The organism is Caballeronia arationis (genome assembly GCF_001544975.2).
Lineage (GTDB): Bacteria > Pseudomonadota > Gammaproteobacteria > Burkholderiales > Burkholderiaceae > Caballeronia > Caballeronia arationis.
Genome location: NZ_FCOG02000103.1, coordinates 1 through 20,666 on the forward strand (window position 1 = coordinate 1; position 20,666 = coordinate 20,666).

Here is a 20,666-nt window from a genome sequence, read left to right on the forward strand (position 1 = left end):
ATTCCCACACGTCGATGTAGCGGCCGATCAGCCTGCGGGTCGCCGGCGTGTCGTCGAGCAGCCAGAGTACGCGATCGTTCAGCAACGTCAGCGCATCCGATACCTTGCGCTGCACTCGCCAAGTCAAGACCGCGTCGAGGTTCTCGTCATCGCGCAGCGGCCGGTGCGCGTCGTACGCGCTTCTTGGCGGCTTTGCGAAGCGCGCGTTATAGGCCGCCATGAAAACGCAGGCAAACGCGTTAGAAGCTGCAATGGTGCTGATATCACGCAGGCGCAGCTCCTTCACCAGACGATCCTGCAGCGTTAAATGAGCCCGTTCAACGCGTCCCTTGGCGGGACTGCTGTTGGCGCAAAATGTGTCGATGTTTAGCTCGTACATTGCGCGACCAAACTGGGTGACGCCTTTACCGGCCGTTTCGTCGCGCTTGTGGACGTAGAACACGCTCGCGCGGTCGCTATAGAATGCGACCGGCTTGCCGTGCCGTTCGAGATACGCGCGCGTCGCCTCGAAATAGCTGAAAGTCGATTCGGTCGGCGCGAAGTGCAAGTGCATCAGCTGGCTCGTCGCGTCGTCGACAAACACCAGCAGCGCGCACGCGGGCCCGCGGTCTTCAAACCAGTAATGATCGCAGCCGTCAATTTGTACGAGCTCACCGAAACAGGCTCGTCGGGCACGCGGCTGGTAGACCTTCGGCGGGCGCTGCTTGCGCGGCACCCACAGGCCGGCATCCGTCATCAGGTGACGCACGGTTTCCTTCGACAGCACGAGGCCATGGCATTCACGCAGCTTCTCGCACGCCAGCGTCGGACCAAAATCGGCGTAGCGCTCGTGGATCAGTTCCAACGCCCGGTCAAGCACGGTTTGCGGCAACTGATGATTGCTGCGCACGCCGCGCCGCTGCGAAACAAGACCAGCGGCGCCTTCGGCGCGGTAGCGGATCACGAGCCGCTCGACCTGGCGCCGGCTTAGACCCAGCCGCTCAGCGGCGCGCCAGGTCATCAGACGCGACTCGGCGACCGCCTCGATGACCTTCAGCCGGTCAAGCTCCCGCATGCTCATTGTGATCGTCCCAGTGCGCGTCATGGCGGTCTCCACAGGCGGGAAAACCGCACCAGCATGCGCTACAGATCCCTTGGTACGACATCTGTACTTTGCTCAAGTACGACACTACTACTTTGCTCCCACAACCAACTGGTTGCGAGTCTGACGTTATGTTAATCACAGGTTTATGCACCATTTCTGTGGATAACTCGAGCCAGCCGACTCGCAGAAGCGGCTGGCTCATGCCTTTAAACCCCTTCGATGGGTAGCGTCATCGCCTCTTCGAAGGTCCACGGGCATTCGTCCGGCAGCGGAGAAACTTCGATAGCAGCCAGCCGGCGCGCGTCGGGATAGGCCAAGCTCATGATCTGGGGCAAGCGGTCGCCTAGGCTCGGGCTGCATCCGAGCACGACCTCGATCATGGTGCGTTCCTCGACGATGGCGGCATAGCCGCTCGGAAAGCGGCGCTCGGGCAGATAGAACCACTTCAGCAGGTATTCGAGCAGCCGCTGCGTGTGCGAGCACAGCCTCGCCCGCTCCGTGCGGCCCATGCTCTCGATTTCCTCGGCGAGGTTCTCGATATCAGCCTCGTCGAGCTTGCCCTCGCGCAGCAGCTTGCCCTGCTCCTCAGTCCAGAGAACCAAGTCCTGTTCGTAAATCTCGCTGGTCTTGCTCATCTGAGCCTCCGGCTTATTCCGTTCCCGAATTATCACGCGGAAAGTCTTGCGGACGGTGTAGTTGTTCGTATCCGCCACATACACGTTGCCCGCATCATCCGCCGCGATGCCTAACGGGACCATCGAATTGCGCGGCAGCCCCGCTTCCGTCGGCCCTCCCGGCTACGCCGGCGGTCCCGACCAGCGTGGTGACGACGCCCGCCGGCTTGATCTTCCGGATGGTATTGTTGCCCGAATCCGCCACATACACATTGCCCGCGGAGTCCGCCGCGATCCCCTGCCCGAGTCCTACCTGCGCCACGCCATCGCTTGCATCGCCGATGCATCCCGTCAAACAACACAGGCCGACAAGGTCAATACGGATTTGCTCGCCTTTGCGAAATCTTGAAGTGTGGATGCAGAAGAGAAGCACTGGAGCTAGACCGCGCCTAGGTCAAATCACGTCGATGTGGGGTGCGACGTCTCGAGCGGGAACAATCAGCGCGTCGCCACGGATGGGATGTTGCATCTTTGGCATATGAGGGAGGTCACAAATAATGGTCGCCAGTTCATTTATTGGGCATTCACCTTCATTTTCGTCACCCCGAAGGACCATCATATGTTCGTCATCGAGCAGCATTACGAACGTCAGTGAATTACTTTCGAGTATCTTTTGAACTTCGCGTGCGGAAAAAGGACCCTTCAGGTCTATTGTTTCCCCGCTCGTCTTGAATAGCCGCCTCATCTTCGCCTCCTGTGTCACTTTCACCGGAACTAGGGACTTTGGAAACGAGGCCCTCGATGAACCGCGCTACGTACCCAACATATCAAAACCGATTAAGCGGAAATTCCCACATCTCCATGCCTTGCCATTCGAATCGCTATGACCGAGTGCGCGGCGATATCCTGTCTTTCTACGCATTCCCTTCATTTTAGTAGCATTTTGCCTTCCGAAGCCGCTACGCTATAGGAGAATCATATCGAGGTTGGATGTTCTTATCGTAACGCCTGACGTCAATCGCTAGCGCTTTTGCCCAGCCTTCCAGACCTTTGGGGTGGCGCCGACTATCTGCGAGAAGACCCGGATGAGATGGCTCTGGTCCGCAAATCCGGTCGCGGAGGCAATCTCAGAGGCAGTCATCTCTCCCCGCTCTAACATGATTTTGGCGAATTCGACCCTGCGTAACAACAGCCACCGATGTGGCGGAATGCCGGTGGATTGCCTGAAGGCGCGGGCAAAATGGTTTGGCGACATGCCACATTCTTTGCCAAGGAAGGCCAGGCTGACATCTCCCGATAGGTTCTGGTCGATAAGCTCTTTCGCTCGCGCAAGGTCTCTGGGCGAGAGTCCGCCTTTGAAGCGGACAGTTTTATCACACAGATTTCCGTACCGCCACGATAGGTGGGCGTAAAAAGCCTCCATCAATCCGGACAGGAACAGCAAGTTTGCTTGCTCTGGATGCTTGAGTGCTGGACGCATCAGAAGGCTGAGTTGGTAGGCAACCGGGTCAATCGTTCCGTTGGGAATGGCCACGTCGTGGACGACCCGTGTATCACCGTCGTCTGCCATAGCTGTAAGGCTTTCTTTCGGAAAGTAAATCTGCAGCGAATCCAGTCGTCCTCCGTAAAATCCCGTCGGCTCCTGCTCCAGATTCACCACCGAAATGGTTCCGGAAGGCAGAGGGCCAACGGGGACCGGCTTCCCTGCCAACCAGAGTTCGTGCACCAGGGGCTGGAAGAGGATGCAAACGATGTACGCAGACCGGGCAGGAATGGGGAGCGTCTTCCCTAGGCCTTCATCCCCGCACAGCATATGAGTTGCAGCGAAGAAGGCGCCGGGGCGAAGGTGGGTCGCGATTGAGGCAGCACTCTTCAGGTGGAACCGGTTCGCGATTCCGTCACCGTATGCCTCGTCAGATTCCATCTTGCCTCCTACAGTTACCCCAACATCGGACTTTTTGTGGAGGGGGTGCGGTGAGCTGTCCCTGAGTTCTGTCCAATCTCATCTTTGGGATGCTGCTCGCCAGTCATCTCGCGAAGGTCACCACAGTTAATTATCCACCCCGCGAGATTCGTCCCCTTCTAGCGACGGATTTTCCGTGGTTCTGCCGTCATTCACGAATTCTAGTTACGTTTCTTGCGACGCATCGGAAGCGTTACCAGACTCCTCTCTTTCTCCCCTACCCGCTGCTGCTGCGCAGGCTACGGCTGTAAGCCAGCGTCCAATCTCCGAGGCGCCGTTGGGTGAAGGCGCCGGGCTAGCGGTGCGGAAGCATGTCCCTTCGTCCTTCACTCACGGCTCTGCAGACAAGGACACTCTGGCAGCAGCGATCTAGTTCATGGCAAACGAGCGAAGGAGCAGAAAGCGTTGAAGTTGAAGGCACCTCACACGTTGTGATGACTTCGCATTCCGCCGAGGTGGCGAAGGTCGTTGAGGACACGCACATTGGGAAGAAGCCAAAAGCATAATGTTTCCGAACCCGACCGACGCCCGAGTGGCGCTATCTCGCGCCCGTGGTCGGTGCGTCCCTGCGACAGCCACAGCTCGTCTCCGCGCCCAAGAAATTATACGAATGTCAGATGACCTGCCTTTGCGACCGCTCCCGGGGTAACGCCAAATATTGACTTGAAGTGACGACCAAAATGGCTCTGGTCGGCAAATCCGGTCTCAGAGGCAACATCCGATATTTCGACACCTTCGAGCAACCGCGACTTTGCTTTAGTTAAACGAAGCACTAACTCATATCTGTGCGGCGTTAGACCATAGGCCAATGAAAAGCGGCGACATACGTCGGATGCCGTCATCGAGAATTCACGTGACAGGTCTTGTAGCGATACGTTCCGATTCCAGAACTCATGCAAGCATTCGTACGCATGATGAAGACCTGGGTCCGTACGCACGCGCGACGATGACGTGGTTTTCGACAGAGGTGACCCGCGATACTCCCCCAACAGTGACTCGCAGGAGAGCGACCATTCACCTGACCAAACATCGACCGTCTCCGGTGACCCGATAATCTGATTCACGAACGCCTGTGTGAGCCGCACCTGTTGCGTGTCGGCAGGCAATTCCCGCGTGAATTGACGCACATCCACGTCGAAGGCTTCACACTGTTGCCGCCACGCTTCGTCGGGAACATAGAGCATCACGTATTCGCACATTCCGCCGATCGTCTTACCGGCATGCGGACTCTCTGGAGGGATGCAGTAGACCTGGTTTGCCCCAAAGACCTGTTGGCTCCCCTTTTTCGCCGAGATGTCTTTCGCCCCCGCAACCACGGCACCTATCGACCAGGTATCGTGCGCATGAGCGGCAAACCGATGGTCTTCAAACCTAGCGTGCAGCGCTTCAATCATCCCGATACTATCGACATGTCCAAATCGCGCGAATTCGGTCGTATTCCGCCTTTTTTTTCCTGCCATAGTCGAGAGATGTTTGAAAAATCGGGGCCTGAAATGCAGACGCGTTGCCGAAGGAGCGACACTATACGGCTTCGGCCGGTCGTAAGAAACTTGGAATCCACCAAATCCAAAAAAGCGTGCTTGCTCACGCACGGACCGGCAATCTGCAACGCAGCCGTATTGGAACACATCCGGAGGCAGCGGGCGCAACGCAGTCACTCTCTAGTTCCGGCGATCCACACGCAGCAGGCCAGCCCTCCGTACCCAAAATCAGAAATCGCTACCTATCCCATAGCGCCTAATCGGCGTGCATCGACCTTGTCATTCTGTCCCGACAACGCCAGTGAATTTTTACAACAGCTCTCGCATGTGTATAGAACGTTTTTGCGTCGCTTTTCATTTTGTGAGACTTCCCTTTTTACGGCCCTGCTCTTTTTAGCCTCAAAGAGACTGTTTGTTGCCGGCTAACGCTTTGCCTGCGATGCCTGTTCCCTCCAACGCTTCGGGGTCAAGCCCGTTGCCTTATGGAAGACTGTCGTGAAATGTGCCTGCGTATGGAATCCCACAGCAAAAGCAATTTGAGCAATTGGCAGACGACCTTCCGCAAGTAGTGATTTAGCGGCACCAAGTCGTTTCTCTGTCAGGTATGCATGTGGACTCAATCCGGTGGCAAGCTTGAATTGAGCAGCAAAGTGCATGCGGCTCAAGCCCGCGCGTTCTGCGAGGTCTGTCAAGCTAATCTGCTCACCAACGTTGTCCTCGATGTACTCAATCGCACGCTTCAGCCTCCAAGGCGCTAGTCCTTGACGCAGTCCCGCGGCTGAAAGCTCGTTTTGAAATTCCATCGCCCGAGCAAGAATCGCCATCCCAAGGCTCTCGCAATAGAGACCTGAAAATGGACTTCGCAAGCTCGTGGCCTCAAGCAAGGTGCACCCCAGCTTGCCCATCACTGTGTCTGGGGCGAACCCGGGGTCCGACAAGTGGTAATCCGGTGGGCAGCTGCATTGCTGCAGTTCCTCATATGTCGCGACGAGAATCGAGCGCGGAACGAATACGTGGACTGCTTCGACCGGTCTTCTGAAGCTGCAACGGATTTCTTCACCCGGCGCTGCGATTTGAGTTCCGCCAAAGCCTCCTGTCCCCTTTGTTATGCGTCGACCATTCCTAAAGCAGTCCACGATAGTATTCCGCAGCAGCACCTCGATAATGTAGTGACCTTCCAGTATCGGAGCGTGCAACTGCCGCTCATGTTCCGCAGTGTCACGCCAGAATGAGATAGAAATGCGCGACGCTGTGAGTTGGACGTGCACGGATTTTCGCCAGTCCGCTTCTTCTTCAAGCGAGCTGCTGGGGCTTGCGGCTCTCCGAAGCCTGGGCTCACATGCAAACGTATCGGGATACATGGCATTGTCCTTTACTCTAAATAAATAAGTATTACTTATCTAATAAAACAACTCCGTACCGGTCATAGGCACGCGGTTACACTTGTGGCGTCGAACTCATGTGGTTGCTCGGTGGCTCTCTAGCCGCGCACATGCGGAGCGCTACTCCGCATGTGTCAGCCAACTTTATATCTATTGGATTGGGGTAATTGGGCGAGCGGAGAACAAGAGCGCATGGGCCTTGTCCCCTACGTGCAATGTAGCTTCGCACACGCGTAGCCACCGCCGTCATTGCGGGCTGCTCTTCACCTATCAAAACGACCTGCGTAGTTCCAAAGTCGGCGACTCCAATGCACGCACCCGGTCCGGCCACTTCGGGGCAGCGTTCACCCGCGATTTCGAAGAGTCTTTGATATTGGTCAAGCGATGCGAGAGCATCGACGACTGCAACCACAACCGAATCTATGCCGGTCACGCCGTTTGGATGCAACCGCATATCACCCTCTGGAACTCGAAACGTTCGAGGCGTTACGTCGCAACAAGCGAACGGCAGTTCTCTTGATGCCGGCCAGCCCACGCTCCACCGCAGGTCAACACCGTCTAACGTCTTTCTGGACCCGTCCATGGGTCCGGCCATATGGATGCCGTGGCTTTGCGCACGGGCGAGTAGACCGGCAAGGTCCTGCGTAGTCACGGCAAAATCTACCAAGCCCTCACCGTCGGCTTCAAGAATGTGCTGCCAACGGTCGTTTGGCGAGTGTGCTGACCACTGAATTAACTCGATAAATGACCCATCACCAAATACAATCAACGCATTTCGGGTCGGCGCATGTCCGTGTGCTCCCCCCGCGATGACGTTAAAACCCAGCGCCCGATAATAGCGGCTCGCGTCGGAGAGATTCCGTACCGCGACGACCACATGGTCGATTTGCGTTTTCGGGCTCACAACATGAACTCCTACAAGTCCTAAGCTGCCGCACAAGTTCCCGCCGATTCAATCGGTAGCAGTAGAATCAGGAGCGACTCGTATGAGCTCGTATCCTCCCTCCGCTGTATGTGTTTCGTCGCCCGCGAGAGCGGGTCTGAACACACAAACAAGTCGAAGGTCACCCTTGATTGCACGCAAGACATGTCGGTCATGCTTGTCAAGGACATACACGCTACCCGGCTTAAGCTGAAATCTTTCGCCACTTGCGACGTCAACGACCTCGCCTTCGCCAGCGAAGCAATAATTAGCCTCCACATGGTGCCGATACTGCAGTTCCATCTGGGTGCCCTCTTCGACGGTGGTATCGTGGAGGGAGAAACCAACGCTGTCTGTTGCAACGACCAATCGCTTACTATCCCATCCTTCACCGCAAACGTGTCGCAATGTTCCAATGGTCGAATCGACGTCTCGCACTAACATTTCATGTTCCTCGCAGAACTGAGCGATATCCGCTCTGCTCAAGTACTTACCCATTTGCCAACAGCCAATCAAGCATCACCCTAGAGCGAAGAACAAGCGGCGTTGGAGCAGACAAGACGGCGCGGCGAGACGGGAAAAAGTGTCGGATGCACTGCCTGTCACCTACCCCTTTCTACCTGCCGTGGGCCACGAACACCTTTGCGTCGACCCAACGGTCACCGGTCAATCGATACACCGTATACCGAGACACGGCGAGGTCACCGTTGGCGTCAAAGGCAATTGGCCCCGTCAAGCCGTCCATACGTGTCTTCATCACTGCCTGCAGTACGTTGGCGGCTTTGGCAGATTGAGCGGCCAATACCGCCTGCACGATGACCGAGGTCGCATCGTATGCATAGGGAGCTTGGAATCCTTCAAGCTTTGCCTTGAATCGCGCCTCGTAACGGGACGAAAAATCCTTTGCTGGCATCTTGCCGGGCGGCAACCCGGGCTGTACAGTGATCGTGCCTTCACCGTCGCCGCGCGCCAGATTCAGGAAGGTGTTGTTGTTGAATCCTTCGCCAGCGAGCGTCGCACTCATACCCAGACTTCGCATCCGTCTGACTACCTGCCCGGCTTGCGCTTCAAATCCACCGAACACAACGACTTCAGCGTTCCGCGAACGTATCCGGGTCAAAACTGCACTGAAATCAACCGTCTTGTCAGTTACGTACTCGCGGGACACGATTGCCACATGGCGCTGGGTGATGAAATCACTCACTCGGTCGGCAAGGCCCGCACCGAAGTCGGTTCGGTCGTCAATGATTGCAACACGCTTGGCCTGTAGGTTTTCGACGATATAGCGTCCCAACTCGGCACCAGCGACCGCGTCTTGTCCCACCACTCTGAACGACGACTTTTTGCGTCGAAGCGTATATGCGGCGCTCGTGGAGCTCGGGCTTACCTCCGCTATCTGAGCTACGTCGTAGACGTTCGAGGCGACGATGCTGCAGCCGGAATTAAAATGTCCTACTACACCCGCAACAGACATGTCCGCGAAGCGCTGAGCAACCTGACTGGCGACTCTCGTGTCTGCCTGGTCATCGAGCGGCACCAGTTCGAATGAGACGGACCGGCCGGCAATCTTGGGATGGCGGTCATTCGCATCCTCGATGGCGAGTAGCGCCGCGTTTTCCATTTCTTTGCCGTCGGCTGCGGACGGTCCGGTCAACGGGGCAGCAAATCCGATTTGCACACCTTCCTGTGCCGGGGCGCCCTGGCACCATAGGCCCCCAAAAGCGAAAAGCGCTCCGGCAAAGAAGTGCTTCGGCGTGGGCATGCGCCAGTTCATGATGTGCTCCCGAAGAACGTTACTTCTCAGTTCAACGGCGCGGTGTAGAACCAGAGGCTTTGCTGCATTGCGCATATCCATACAATAGAAACAAGCTCTGCGAAATGCAAACAATTTTCTTTTGAAAACCTGATTGTCTGCATTCAATCAATAAATTAAGCGCGTACTTTTTCGACCTCAGTTTCGATTGCGTTTGCCGGTTTGGCTTATTCATAGGCGCTTTGGGATTTCATATGATAAAAAAATGCTGTCGATACCGAACTCATGAATGTACCGCTGACAACGTTATTACCAGAGCTTCGAGCGCAGTGTTTCGACCGCCGAGTGGAGGTGATGCAGACACTCAGGCACAAAAGTGGAGCAAACGGCAAAAATGTTGCATACAATAAAGGCAGGTTGCTCCGGGCGAGGTGCGAAATGTTGCGAACATCTGGCTGGACTCCGCTTCTCGAAGATGGGAACGGTCCCACGTATCTGGCAATCGCAAATGCCGTCGCCGAAAGCATCAATAAGGGCGAACTCCGCGTTGGCGACAGACTGCCCCCACAGCGTGCACTTGCGGCGTCTCTCGGCATTGACTTCACGACTGTTAGCAGAGGCTACGCTGAAGCGCAGCGACGAGGGCTGCTTGAGGCTCGTGTGGGCCGAGGCACCTATGTGAAGGCAATACACCGTCCGCCTGCCAACTCAACGAACATGTCTGGCATCGACATGCTGATAAATCAGCCGCCGCCATTCGACAATCCCACACTGGAAAAGCGAATCTGGGAGGGCGTGCCTGCGATGCTGACCGAACGCGGCATGGAAATGCTCATGCGTTATCAGGTGCCTAGCGGGGCCATGAGAGACCGCTTGGTGGGCTCAAACTGGCTCGCTCAACGAATTCCAGGGCTTGGGCCTGAGCGCGTCCTCGTTTGTCCCGGTGCGCAGGGCGCACTCCTCGCCGTCTCAATGATGTTGGCAAGCGCCGGTGACACAATTTGCGTTGAGGCACTGACCTATCCTGGCTGTATCCTGCTTGCAAAGGAGCTGGGAATCCGCCTTTCGGCCGTCGAGATGGACGAACATGGAGCGTTACCCGAATCACTGGACACAATTTGCCGGTCCGAGAGGCCGAAAGCGTTCTATTGCACACCCATTCTCCACAACCCAACCACGATTACGATGCCTCTGGATCGGCGCATCGCGTTGGTTGAAGTAGCGCGTCGTCACAAGCTCTCAATCATCGAAGACGATAATTATTGGCCGTTGGTCAGCTTGCCCGACGATTCGACCGACACCTTGGAGCTCCTTCCCAGCCTTGCGTCGTTGGCACCCGAGCTTGTCTACTACATTTCAGGACTTGCGAAATGCGTATCGCCTGCACTGCGCATCGCCTATCTCGCGGTCCCGGACCAGAGCTCTGCAGAAAGGGCTTCGGTCGTGATACGTGCGACGGCTTCGATGGCCGCTCCATTGAGTGCAGCGGTCGCTACTTACTGGATTGAGTCCGGCTTGGCGGAAGAAATGCTTTCTGCAATACGCACAGAGAGTGACGCGCGCCAAGCAATCGCGCGTCGGCATCTTGGTGCAGACCTTGAAAACCGACATAGTCACGGGTTTCATTTGTGGCTACCGTTGCCCATGCCCTGGACGCGCAACGCATTCGTAACCCAGTTGAAGCTCTCAGGCATATCTGTCGCTGGTACCGATGCCTTTTCGATTTCCGAGGCACCCGATGGCGTACGACTCTGCTTAGGCGCGCCGAGAACGCGTAGCGACCTTGAAAATTGCTTGCGCCGAATCGCTGACATCCTGCATCTCAAATCATATGAACCGAGTCAGGTAATCTGATGCTCGTAGTGCTATGCGGCGGGATGTTCGTTTGAAAAGCTTTGGCAACCCGAGCACCGCCTTTCGGCACGTGCGGCTCCGCAAGGCGAATTCGGGAAGATCATGTCAATGCTGTGTCACGGCATGGAGGTGTTGTTCGTGCCAATCAAGCATTAGCGATGCGAGTCCAAAGGATTCTGCAAGCTCCTCTACGGTGGCAGAAGCAGCATCCTCACGCGAGCTACGGATATATCTGCTAAATATCAAGAATGATGCCCTCACGATTGAGCGTTCCGTCCTCGAGGTGCGGCCCTGGATGCGGGTGTGCAATACAAATCAGTGCTTCGCCCGGTTCCACGTCGTGTGCTGGAGGTTCAGTGTAGTCGACCTCACCTTTAACAACCCGCGTCACGCAGGTGCCGCAACTCCCCGAACGGCAGGCGTAGAGTGGCTGGAGACCGTTGGCTTCCGCCAACTCGAGCAGACTGCCAGCCTTCGGTCTCCAGATTGCGGTCTTGCCACTTTTGGCGAACGCGACCACGACACCCTCGCTGTTGTCCGCTTCCGCTGTCTTCTCGATTCGACGCGAGACCGAGGCAGGACCGAAGCTCTCAAGATGAATTCTGGAATCCCGCACGCCGAGGGATAGCAACGCGTCGTACAAGCTCTGCATAAAGCCCGGTGGTCCGCAAAGATAAACCTCGTAATCGTCAAGGGGAAGTACGCGTCGTAGAAGCGTTCGGTCGATATACCCTTCGCTGTGGTGCGTTTTACCGAGCACATCATCTTCAGATGGACGGCTGAACACCATATGGAGAAAGAGGTTCGCGTGAAGTTCTGCTTTCTTTGCAAGATGTCCCGCAAACGCCCGGTGCTTACTGTTAATGGCGGAATGTATGAAATAAATTGGTTTGTGGAGGAGCGTGCGGCCATCGTTGACCAGTTGACTATTGAGCATCGCGATAACAGGCGTAATACCGACGCCAGCCGAAATAAGCGCCAGGGGTCTCCCTGCAGCTTCATTGAACACGAATGCACCGCGCGGTGCGAGCGTCTCAATTGTGTCGCCGACGCCAATGTGGTCGTGCAGGTAGTCGGAGCAGCCGCCATTGCCCTCGCGCTTGACGCTAATCCGATAGGTGCGACCGTTCGACGCGTCGGACAGAGTGTAGGTTCTGGTCGCTGGCTCGGCCCAGCCAGCCGGTCGCACCCGAATAGGCAGATACTGCCCTGCCTGATAAGTCACGAGGCCACTGCCATCCCCTGGCGCCAGGATGAAAGAGCGGATAGTCGTACTCTCGTGGACGGTCTCCAGAACCGTGAATGGTCGCCAGACCGTACGAAGCCGCTCCGCTTCCAGCGTCTTTGCGACGTCGTCCCAATGACCAGTGCGCTCAAGGAGTGGCGAATATTCCGGAGCAGTGAAGTTGCACGGTAGGCTGGCCTCGACGCGGCACACTTCGTCGATGTGATAGCGGAACAGGCGCTGTGCGCCAGTGAAGGCCCGGACCTCAGGACCATCCCATAAAACCTCGGCGTGTGCGGCGATGTAGAGCATGTCGCCGCTATCAAAATCGACGAACATCAACCCTGCATGATTGTCGATTTGCCAGTTGCCAATCGTATTGAAGATGAAGTTGCCAACAAAATCCGGTGCGGTCAACGTATGGTCGTCATCGATACGCACGAAGCCAGGCCGTCCCCCGCGATGCGAAACATCAGCACCGGTGGCAACAGCGTCCCCTTCTTGTAGAAGGACGCTGGCAACAAAATAGGTATCAGATTTGGCAATAATGGCGGTGGCCGATGCGTCTAAGTGGTTCTTGTGGTGAACCGGGCGCGGCTCCGGTGCAAGCGGGTCGCTATGAAACGAAACCTCTCGCCCCTGGATATATTGCGGGCATATACCTAAGGTCTGACGGAGGTTGATTGTGAAGCCATCGGGTAACAAAGACCCGACGGTGCCTATCATGCGATTGCGGCGGCGAGTGTGCAACTGGACGCCGAGCAATGCTATCTCTGCCCCCGGCGTGAGCGTGCCGTTGAACGGGTCACCGTAAAGCGGGCGGGCCCGGACCGTAACCGTCACATCGCTCGTGGGATTGACGAAGCCAGGCTCGCCGACTAGCAACGAGGCCCAAGGTCGACCTTGAGAGTCGATGGAAGCCATAAAAACGTAAGGCAGCATCGGGAAGAATTCCCTCTGTTGAGGTGTCAGGTAGCGCCGAACAGCACGCCGCCCCTGGGCGTCTATCTTTTCGCGGACGCCGACACGCTCTTGCACCGCCAACTCGCCTTCATGGAACGGCGAACGCTCAAGGTCCCAACCTGGTGAAGCCGGAACGGTTGAACTGCTCATGAAGTTGCTCCCTACGTCTCAACGTCTCTAGCGTCGAACTCCTGGATTCACCTTGATGACGCATGTCGGCTTGACCAGACCGTCTATCCAACCTGCCAACAATGGCGTGTCCGCCTCAGGGATGAATTTCCTTGCTTTTCACAAATGATCCGAGGCGCAGTCACCAACGAAATCGCTCAAATGAATGCGCCAGCGTAAAGCGTCCATTCCCTCTACAGAAGGTTGCTTCCCGTGCCACACCCACAAACCAGGCTAACCTGCGACAGTCCTCAGGCATTCAACCCGGCGGGAGTCTTCTGAAATTCTACAAAGCCCGGCAATGCCTCGATTCGCCGCAACCAGGCATTCACATTTGGGTAGTCTTTCAGGTCCACGTTACCTTCGGGCGCTCGCGCGATGTAGCTGTATAGCGCGACGTCAGCGACGGTCTGATGGTCGAGTGAAATGAAATCGTGCCCTTCCAGTTCCGTCTCGATGAGCTTCAGCACGCTGTGAGCACGGCCAATTACTTGCTCCGGGTCGTACTTTGCGCCAAAGACCGTAATCAAACGAGCCGCGGCCGGACCGTTCGCAATTTCACCGGCGGCCACGGATAGCCAGCGCTGAATGGACGCGGCAGCCTCTGGAGATTCCGGCAACCAGTCATCCTTGCCATACTTTTTCGCCACATAAACGAGAATGGCGTTTGAATCGGAGATAGCCGTCCCGTCGTCGACTAGCACGGGTACCTGCCCAAAGCGGTTTAGCTTTAGAAATTCCGGCGCCTTGTGCGCCCCTTTCATAAGGTCCACCTCTACAAGCTCAGGCTGCAAACCAACGAGGGACAAAAACAGGCGTGCGCGGTGCGAATGGCCCGACAGCGGATGGTAATAGAGCTTCATGGTTTTCCCCTTAAATTGAAATGGGTCGCGGAAGCGCTGCGAAGATCGTCAGAGGCCGAGGTCACTCAACCCAGCATGACCGTCAGGGCGGCGACCAAGTGGCCAGTGAAACAGCCGCTCCTCTTCGCGGATAGGAAGGTCGTTGATGCACGCGAAGCGACGAATCATCAAACCGTTCTCGTCGAATTCCCAGTTTTCATTGCCAAATGAACGGAACCAATTCCTTGAGTCGTCGTGGCACTCGTACGCGAAGCGCACCGCTATTCGATTTCCTGAATACGCCCACAACTCTTTAATCAGCCGGTAGTCCAGTTCGCGTTGCCACTTGCGGGTCAAAAGAGCGACAATCTCAGTTCGCCCGTTCGCAAATTCGGCTCGATTTCGCCAGCGCGAATCGATGGAGTAAGCAAGCGAAACACGTTCTGGGTCGCGGGTGTTCCATCCATCCTCGGCAAGCCGCACCTTCAAGGGCGCCGTTTCACTTGAGAATGGCGGACACGGGGGACGCACCTAATCCAGCATCATTCACCTCCTACTCAGAAAAAGCCACATCAGTAGCCCCCTGTGGGCAGACGTCCACTGTGCGTCAGACAACTGCCCCTCGGCGAAGAGAGCTTGTGGGCAAAGTCTGACAGTCGGCATTTCTGAGTGGTTACGTTCGCGAACGGTCAATCGAGCATGCGTATTGCATTCGCACGATTGCGTTGATGTAATCCGCTACGCGTACTGGCAACGCCGCCGACACAGTGCGAAACCGATACAAAAAAGACAACGTCGCAACATCCCAATTGCAAAACGGAAGAACATCAGCGACTGGAGGCCGCACTGCGGTGTGGTTCGTGCTCGTGGCGCGAAAGCCTGCGCCATGGGATTTCGACCCAGCTTTAACATTGGCCGGCTGACAGGTGTCCAGCACGCAACCATGTCGTCGTTTCATGGCAGGAGGTCTAATGGCTACCGAAGCAGCCGGCGCGGCCGGCCGAGTCACAGCCGTCACACCAACGTCCCGATACCAATGCATTCGTTGTACCGGGCCGTTCGCCGCCGTACCTAAGTCGTCGCTCGGACGCCTACCTGGGCCGGACGGTTACCAACTCGAAAACCTCAGGCCCGGCGTTTTCTGGATTAGTGCGGGTGGCTACGACACGATGTTTCTTGTCACTGGACAAGGCGTTATCGTGGTCGACGCGCCTCCGTCGATGCGCGACGTGTTGCTAACTGCCATAGCGTCCGTCACTACGGAACCAATCACGCATGTAATCTACAGCCACTCGCACTTCGACCACATCGGCGCCGCTGACCTCTTTCCTCAGAATGCAATTCGAATCGCGCACCAGAGCACGGCGGATAAGTTGCGCGACTACAGCGACCCTCGCCGACCCTCACCTACGATTGCGTTCGATGACGCGTACGTCCTCGAATTGGGAAACAACAGGGTCGAACTTCGTTATCACGGGAACATCCATCAACCCGGCAACATCTTCATATACGAGCCGAGGCAAAAGGTTCTCATGCTCGTGGATGTCATCTTTCCCGGGTGGGTACCATTCAGAAATCTGGCTGTCGCCAACGACGTTCACGAATATCTACGTGCCCATGACCTGCTACTCGCCTACGACTTCGATGTAATTGTGTGTGGCCACCTGACGCGTTATGGCACTCGGGCCGACGTCGTGGCACAGAAGGAATATGTTCAACAACTCCGCGCAGCTTCGCTAAAAGCATTGACCACTGTGCGAATCGAAGACGTGGCGGCGCGCACCGGAACGGAAAACATATGGGCATTGATGGACGGGTACCTGGAGGACGCAATCGAAACGGCGACGAACGAAATGCTTTTAACTCCGTCTTCGGATGGGCGTCTCTGGACAGAACGACTTGGAGGGGCAGACGTATGGACGCCGCACCATGCCTTCTCCATGATTCAGGCCCTGCGTGTCGAAAACCCCGATTAGTTCTTCGTCGATTGCAGGCCCGAGCGTTTGCAAGAACGTTCTATAGATGTGGCCTCATTTTGTATACATTATTCGCAAGACAATTATGGACTTTCACTATGCACGTTTGCAAGCAAGACAATGAATGGACAATCGTCGACTACCGCTCGGAATTCAAGGACGGAGTCATCGCTTTGATTTTGACTATACAAAACGTCGAAGCGGGCCTCGATATATCGCTTGACCAGCAGCCCGACCTTCTCAATATCGAATCAAATTACATACAGGAGGGTGGCGGGTTTTGGGTTGCAGTAAGCGAGCTGAGAGAGGTGATTGGCTCCATCGGACTTCAGCGCGAGACCGAGTCCGTCTCGGTTCTCAAGAAATTCTTCGTTAAAGATGGGTATCGCGGGGCTGGCGTTGCGGCTAAATTGTTCGACAGGTTGCTCGCATTCTCCGACCTGAATCGCGTCAAGACAATCATTTTGGACACGCCAGCACTCGCTAGTCGCTCACACGCGTTTTACCGCAAGAAAGGCTTCCGCCAGATAGACAAATCAGACACGCCGATCAAATATGACTACCCGGACCGCGACTCGCTGCTGTTTCGCCTGGACCGCTAATTCAAGCGCGCGGCCGACGAGCCCATCGCCGTCACTACTTTTTATTCGGTCGTGAGAACTGCTTTGGAACGACGAATTTCAAGACCGCGCTGTCGAGCGTTTCGTGGTTAGCGTCCACGAGTTCGACCAGAACCTTGTGCTGGCCGACCGGCAGCCCAACGATGATTAGAGGCTCGCCGCTTGCGTCAGCCCAATGCCACGGCGCATCGTCAACCGTTACGTGGATGTGTCCGATACGCGGCGAGTCATCAAGTGCTTTCGGACCGAACACCGGTACGATGTGAAGGTTCTCCGCGCGGTACTGGATGAAGACGAATCCTTTTGCGAGGGGCTCGGGGAGCGGGGGGTCGACGACGATTCGCGCAGGAGGCTCGTTTTCAAGCGGGACCACAGGGTCCGCGCCGCGTATGTCTCTTGCACTCTGTGCGAACGCTCCGCTTGCACAGAGGAAGGCCGCTGCTCCGGCTACGCTAAGCAAAGTCCGATTCATGGCCGCATCCATTGGTTCGCCCCCCAAACGCTTGTCCGAAGCCGCCTGTACCGAGCTTCCGCCCCGGCCTTCGATGGCGAGTATAGGTTGCGCTATCAGTAGGTTCTTATCTATATGCACGACGACTGCTCGGATTCTTTCAGAATCACGCGTTTGTAGCTTCGCGCCCGTTCAATGCGTGTCGACTCTTAGGCGACCGACGGCTATCTCTTTTACACGTTCTCGTACGTCTTGCTTGCCCCTTCCAATTCAAGCATCGAGGTTGGTCGCACGCTCGGTGCCCGTCGATGTGTGCCGGACGCTTTTGGAGGGGGTGGTGAGTGTACCTGGAGCCCCTTCACCACCGAGAATAATCCCCGTGCGAACGTGAACCTTTTGCGTGCAAATCCGAAATACTTTCTCACCTCTCGATGACTAATCTCGAGGCAACGTTAGGACGATGCGGGGACGTCATGAAGGAAATTATTGATGGATTTCTAAAGTTCCAGAAGGAGGTTTTTCCGGAACGGGCCGAGCTCTTCAAAAAGCTTTCGCTCGCCCAGGCCCCCACTGCTCTTTTCGTCACATGCTCAGACAGCCGCTTCGTTCCAGAGATGGTTACACAACGGGAGCCTGGTGACATATTTGTTATACGCAATGCCGGCAACATCGTTCCGGCTTATGGTGGCGAGCCTGGAGGCGTCTCCGCGACCGTGGAATATGCCGTAGCAGTTCTGGAAGTCGCGGATATCGTCGTGTGCGGGCATTCAGACTGCGGCGCCATGACGGCGATTGCGACCCACAAGGACCTCACGCGTCTCCCGGCTGTCGCAGGGTGGTTACGTCACGCGGACGCGGCCGCCGCCATCAACGATTCGCATCAGCATGCATCACCTACGGTGGCGCTCGAGTCAATGGTTCGCGAAAACGTTATCGCTCAGTTGACGAACCTCAGGACCCACCCGTCTGTGACCTGTCTGCCAAGGTCTATCCGCACCATGCAGATGTGTCAACTCAACGTCCGCGTTGGCTGGTAACCAAAGATTTCACTCGCTCTCTCCGCTCTCGGCGTCACCCAGCGGAATTGCATGGCTCTCCGACGCTGTTACTAAGGAGTCTGAAAAATGAGTTTCAATCCTGGCAATGTGGCCGTCGTAATCATCGACCCGCAAAACGATGTGCTGAGCTCCAAAGGTACCGTCTGGGCAGCGGTCGGTGCAAGTGTCACGGAGAACAAGACAGTTGCCAATCTGGAGCGCGTGTTAAAAGCGGCGAAGGACAAAGGTATCGATGTGTTTGTGTCGCCGCACTATTTCTATCCGACTGATTTGGGCTGGAAAATGAATGGCCCCGTCGAAGCTGGCGAGCTTGACGCAGGCACGTTCTCGAGACGCGGACAGCTCACTCTTCAAGACTTCGAGGGTTCGGGCGCGGACTGGGTTGAGCCGTTGAAAGCGTACATCGACGACGGAAAGACTATCGTTGTCAGCCCACACAAAGTTTTTGGTCCGCAAACCAACGACCTAGTGCTGCAGCTCAGAAAGCGGCGCCTGCAGCGAGTGCTGCTCTGCGGGATGATAGCGAACCTTTGTGTTGAATCTCATCTTCGCGATTTGATCGAGCAAGGGTTCGAAGTAACAGTCATATCCGATGCGACGGCCGGCCCTCGACATCCGGAATGGGGTGACGGCTACAAGGCAGCGATGGTGAATTATCAATTCCTCGCTCATTCTGTGATACCGACGGAGGAGGCGGTCAAGCTGCTTGGCTGAATGGATCGTGGCGTCGCTGCTGCATCAAGGGTTGCGAGAAGCACCCAGTCCCTCGGCGCGGCGACGCCACCGAGTGCTAATTGCCTTACACTGAGCCACGCACGAAATCGAGTCTATGCTGTGACAACAGCGGCTCCTTGATGCCGAGGCCGGGGGTAGCAACCAGTACTTTGCGTGCGGCTCCGTTTCGCCAAACCAGAGCAGCTATCCGGTTGAAGCGCAGTGGTACAAATCAAGGGTTGGCTACTGGGGGAGCAGATGCGTCGAGATATTTCATCGCCTATGGAAGGCGCCCCGTCGAGAGGTTCGACGGATCGAGAAGCTAAACGCGATGCCATGACCCGTATCATGGAGGTATTGATGGGCCTGCGCATACCGACATGCCGCGCCGCATCTATCCCGACCCCGAGGCTCGGCAAGTTTCACTGGTGCGAACCTGCTCCTGAAGCCTTCAGAACAGAGGCGGTCGAAGAAGTTAGGGCACCCGCGCGATTTGAAATCGTTGAACGTTTATCTCGCGAAACACTTTCGATTTACTGGAGTGACGCCCGAAAAGAACGATACGCCGACCAGCTTTGGAGCTTGAGCGTGCGCGTACACACTCGTCTTGCGTCTTGACCGGTGCGCCAATCAAGGTCGGTGACCTAGTCTATCGCCCAAAGCAAAGCACGAGTAGCCCGGCCAACCGCGACTTCATGATACTCGCAAAAATGGTCCATGATAACTGCGCAGAGTACGAGGGAAGTTGACCCCAGCTTCCCACCTCATCGGGTGGCCTCGAAACGCGTTATTTCAGCACCCGCCACTTCCTGCGGATCTCATCCTAGTACTTTGAACCATGCGGGATTGGCGCTTAGCCACTTGCCTGTACTCAGGTTCCTCACCGCAAGCAAGTCACCGGACTGAGACCAAATCCGGTCGCGCTCCTGCGTTCGCGCCGCGATTTGCAATTCCAATGTCTCGATGAGTAAACACAGTTCTTCCTCGACTCGCTGCGTGCGCTGATGTCCAAGAATGTACAAATCGCGCCCCGCAGCGCGCCGTTCGGACAATCCGAACCACTGTATATTCAACCGGGATACGCGGCCCTTAACCGAGAAGAAGTATTCGTTTTCGATGTGCGCAGGTGTTCCAAACTTGGCGCCGATGTTGATAGGACAGTCGACGACGTCGTAATGCGTCCCGTCAGTATGGGAATGATGGATGACGTCGTGGAGCTTCCGGCCGATTACCTTGGGTTCTGAAGCGATTCCCAACATGCGTACGAAGGAGGCGTTGCACATTGTCGTGATGCCTTCGCGGTCGACTGCGTAGAATCCTTGCACGGTGGAGTCAAGTAGAAGCTTCAGGTACGACTGGCTTTCGAGAAGTGCTTGTTCGGCGCGATGGCGCTTTGTGACATCTGCGTATTCCACGCAAAGAGAACAGCCATTCCACGGCAAAGTGAATCGTGATTCCACGGCAAAGCGAACAAGGATTCCACGCCATCGCGAACAAGCGGAGCGCAGCGACGCGGGATCTTGCCTTTTTACTCGGACTGCGGCTTCGCAGTCAATCGACTACGCGTCTTGCGCAGCGATTCGCCGGCGAGCGTGA

Annotated in this window: 22 protein-coding genes; 7 read left to right on the top strand and 15 right to left on the bottom strand. The window is 56.3% G+C overall.

Features of this window, described 5'->3' with window-relative positions; translation table 11 throughout:
• The 10 genes from AWB81_RS32375 to AWB81_RS32420 form a co-directional block, all read right to left on the bottom strand.
• On the bottom strand, positions 1-1,084 hold a 1,084-nt coding region (locus AWB81_RS32375), incomplete at its 3' end, for an ISNCY family transposase (RefSeq protein ID WP_062641262.1).
• Positions 1,085-1,290: 206 nt separating this feature from the next.
• The gene (locus AWB81_RS32380; protein ID WP_062641286.1) at positions 1,291-1,719 is read right to left on the bottom strand and encodes a DUF29 domain-containing protein; all 429 of its coding nucleotides are present in this window, start codon (positions 1,717-1,719) and stop codon (positions 1,291-1,293) included.
• Positions 1,720-1,813: 94 nt separating this feature from the next.
• Entirely contained in the window at positions 1,814-2,131 is a 318-nt protein-coding gene (locus tag AWB81_RS48905) for an NHL repeat-containing protein (protein ID WP_374730530.1), read from the bottom strand.
• 21 nt (positions 2,132-2,152) lie between these two features.
• Positions 2,153-2,443 (bottom strand): hypothetical protein, encoded by a 291-nt coding sequence (locus AWB81_RS45035; protein ID WP_143753518.1) that lies wholly within the window; start codon positions 2,441-2,443, stop codon positions 2,153-2,155.
• 276 nt (positions 2,444-2,719) lie between these two features.
• Positions 2,720-3,622, bottom strand: coding sequence for a helix-turn-helix domain-containing protein (locus AWB81_RS32395; protein WP_062641269.1), 903 nt, complete (start codon positions 3,620-3,622; stop codon positions 2,720-2,722).
• A 641-nt stretch (positions 3,623-4,263) separates the two neighbouring features.
• Positions 4,264-5,319, bottom strand: coding sequence for an AraC family transcriptional regulator (locus AWB81_RS32400; RefSeq protein WP_235026019.1), 1,056 nt, complete (start codon positions 5,317-5,319; stop codon positions 4,264-4,266).
• Positions 5,320-5,564: 245 nt separating this feature from the next.
• Complete coding sequence (locus AWB81_RS47265; RefSeq protein WP_235026020.1) at positions 5,565-6,503, bottom strand: helix-turn-helix domain-containing protein; 939 nt, start codon at positions 6,501-6,503, stop codon at positions 5,565-5,567.
• 76 nt (positions 6,504-6,579) lie between these two features.
• On the bottom strand, positions 6,580-7,428 hold the full coding sequence (locus AWB81_RS48910; RefSeq protein WP_159938970.1) for a VOC family protein: 849 nt from the start codon (positions 7,426-7,428) through the stop codon (positions 6,580-6,582).
• A gap of 48 nt (positions 7,429-7,476) precedes the next feature.
• Positions 7,477-7,944, bottom strand: coding sequence for an ectoine synthase (locus AWB81_RS32415; RefSeq protein WP_374730531.1), 468 nt, complete (start codon positions 7,942-7,944; stop codon positions 7,477-7,479).
• A gap of 118 nt (positions 7,945-8,062) precedes the next feature.
• On the bottom strand, positions 8,063-9,220 hold the full coding sequence (locus tag AWB81_RS32420) for a branched-chain amino acid ABC transporter substrate-binding protein (protein ID WP_062641293.1): 1,158 nt from the start codon (positions 9,218-9,220) through the stop codon (positions 8,063-8,065).
• 417 nt (positions 9,221-9,637) lie between these two features.
• Here AWB81_RS32420 and AWB81_RS32425 point away from each other — a divergent pair, with 417 nt between their 5' ends.
• Complete coding sequence (locus tag AWB81_RS32425; RefSeq protein ID WP_062641295.1) at positions 9,638-11,053, top strand: aminotransferase-like domain-containing protein; 1,416 nt, start codon at positions 9,638-9,640, stop codon at positions 11,051-11,053.
• A 235-nt stretch (positions 11,054-11,288) separates the two neighbouring features.
• Here AWB81_RS32425 and AWB81_RS32430 read toward each other — a convergent pair whose 3' ends face one another.
• The 3 genes from AWB81_RS32430 to AWB81_RS32440 all read right to left on the bottom strand — a co-directional run bounded on the left by AWB81_RS32430 (position 11,289) and on the right by AWB81_RS32440 (position 14,782).
• Positions 11,289-13,391, bottom strand: coding sequence for a 2Fe-2S iron-sulfur cluster-binding protein (locus AWB81_RS32430; RefSeq protein ID WP_062641272.1), 2,103 nt, complete (start codon positions 13,389-13,391; stop codon positions 11,289-11,291).
• Between the two features lie 269 nt (positions 13,392-13,660).
• Positions 13,661-14,272: a glutathione S-transferase family protein gene (locus tag AWB81_RS32435; RefSeq protein WP_062641275.1), complete on the bottom strand. Its 612-nt coding sequence runs from the start codon at positions 14,270-14,272 to the stop codon at positions 13,661-13,663.
• A 48-nt stretch (positions 14,273-14,320) separates the two neighbouring features.
• The gene (locus tag AWB81_RS32440; protein WP_062641276.1) at positions 14,321-14,782 is read right to left on the bottom strand and encodes a nuclear transport factor 2 family protein; all 462 of its coding nucleotides are present in this window, start codon (positions 14,780-14,782) and stop codon (positions 14,321-14,323) included.
• Positions 14,783-15,222: 440 nt separating this feature from the next.
• Between AWB81_RS32440 and AWB81_RS32445 the strand changes: the two genes are divergently transcribed.
• Positions 15,223-16,227: an MBL fold metallo-hydrolase gene (locus tag AWB81_RS32445; protein WP_062641278.1), complete on the top strand. Its 1,005-nt coding sequence runs from the start codon at positions 15,223-15,225 to the stop codon at positions 16,225-16,227.
• Positions 16,228-16,325: 98 nt separating this feature from the next.
• Complete coding sequence (locus AWB81_RS32450) at positions 16,326-16,829, top strand: GNAT family N-acetyltransferase (protein ID WP_062641280.1); 504 nt, start codon at positions 16,326-16,328, stop codon at positions 16,827-16,829.
• A gap of 34 nt (positions 16,830-16,863) precedes the next feature.
• Here the strand turns inward: AWB81_RS32450 and AWB81_RS32455 are convergent, their stop codons facing one another.
• Positions 16,864-17,319, bottom strand: coding sequence for a DUF6130 family protein (locus tag AWB81_RS32455; protein WP_087135347.1), 456 nt, complete (start codon positions 17,317-17,319; stop codon positions 16,864-16,866).
• 452 nt (positions 17,320-17,771) lie between these two features.
• On the opposite strand from AWB81_RS32455, the gene AWB81_RS32460 reads away from it, so the two are divergent.
• From AWB81_RS32460 to AWB81_RS47270, 4 genes are all read left to right on the top strand, one after another.
• Complete coding sequence (locus tag AWB81_RS32460) at positions 17,772-18,335, top strand: carbonic anhydrase (protein ID WP_279630592.1); 564 nt, start codon at positions 17,772-17,774, stop codon at positions 18,333-18,335.
• Between the two features lie 87 nt (positions 18,336-18,422).
• Entirely contained in the window at positions 18,423-19,070 is a 648-nt protein-coding gene (locus tag AWB81_RS32465) for a cysteine hydrolase family protein (RefSeq protein WP_062641282.1), read from the top strand.
• Positions 19,071-19,430: 360 nt separating this feature from the next.
• Positions 19,431-19,688, top strand: a complete 258-nt coding sequence (locus AWB81_RS48915) for a DUF3331 domain-containing protein (protein WP_374730532.1) — start codon at positions 19,431-19,433, stop codon at positions 19,686-19,688.
• A complete protein-coding gene (locus AWB81_RS47270; protein ID WP_235026021.1) occupies positions 19,685-19,819 on the top strand; it encodes a DUF3331 domain-containing protein in 135 nt (44 codons plus the stop codon). The genes AWB81_RS48915 and AWB81_RS47270 overlap by 4 nt, the downstream gene beginning before the upstream one ends.
• A gap of 69 nt (positions 19,820-19,888) precedes the next feature.
• Here AWB81_RS47270 and AWB81_RS32475 read toward each other — a convergent pair whose 3' ends face one another.
• On the bottom strand, positions 19,889-20,485 hold the full coding sequence (locus tag AWB81_RS32475; protein ID WP_062641284.1) for a PAS domain-containing protein: 597 nt from the start codon (positions 20,483-20,485) through the stop codon (positions 19,889-19,891).
• Positions 20,486-20,666 lie beyond the last annotated feature (181 nt).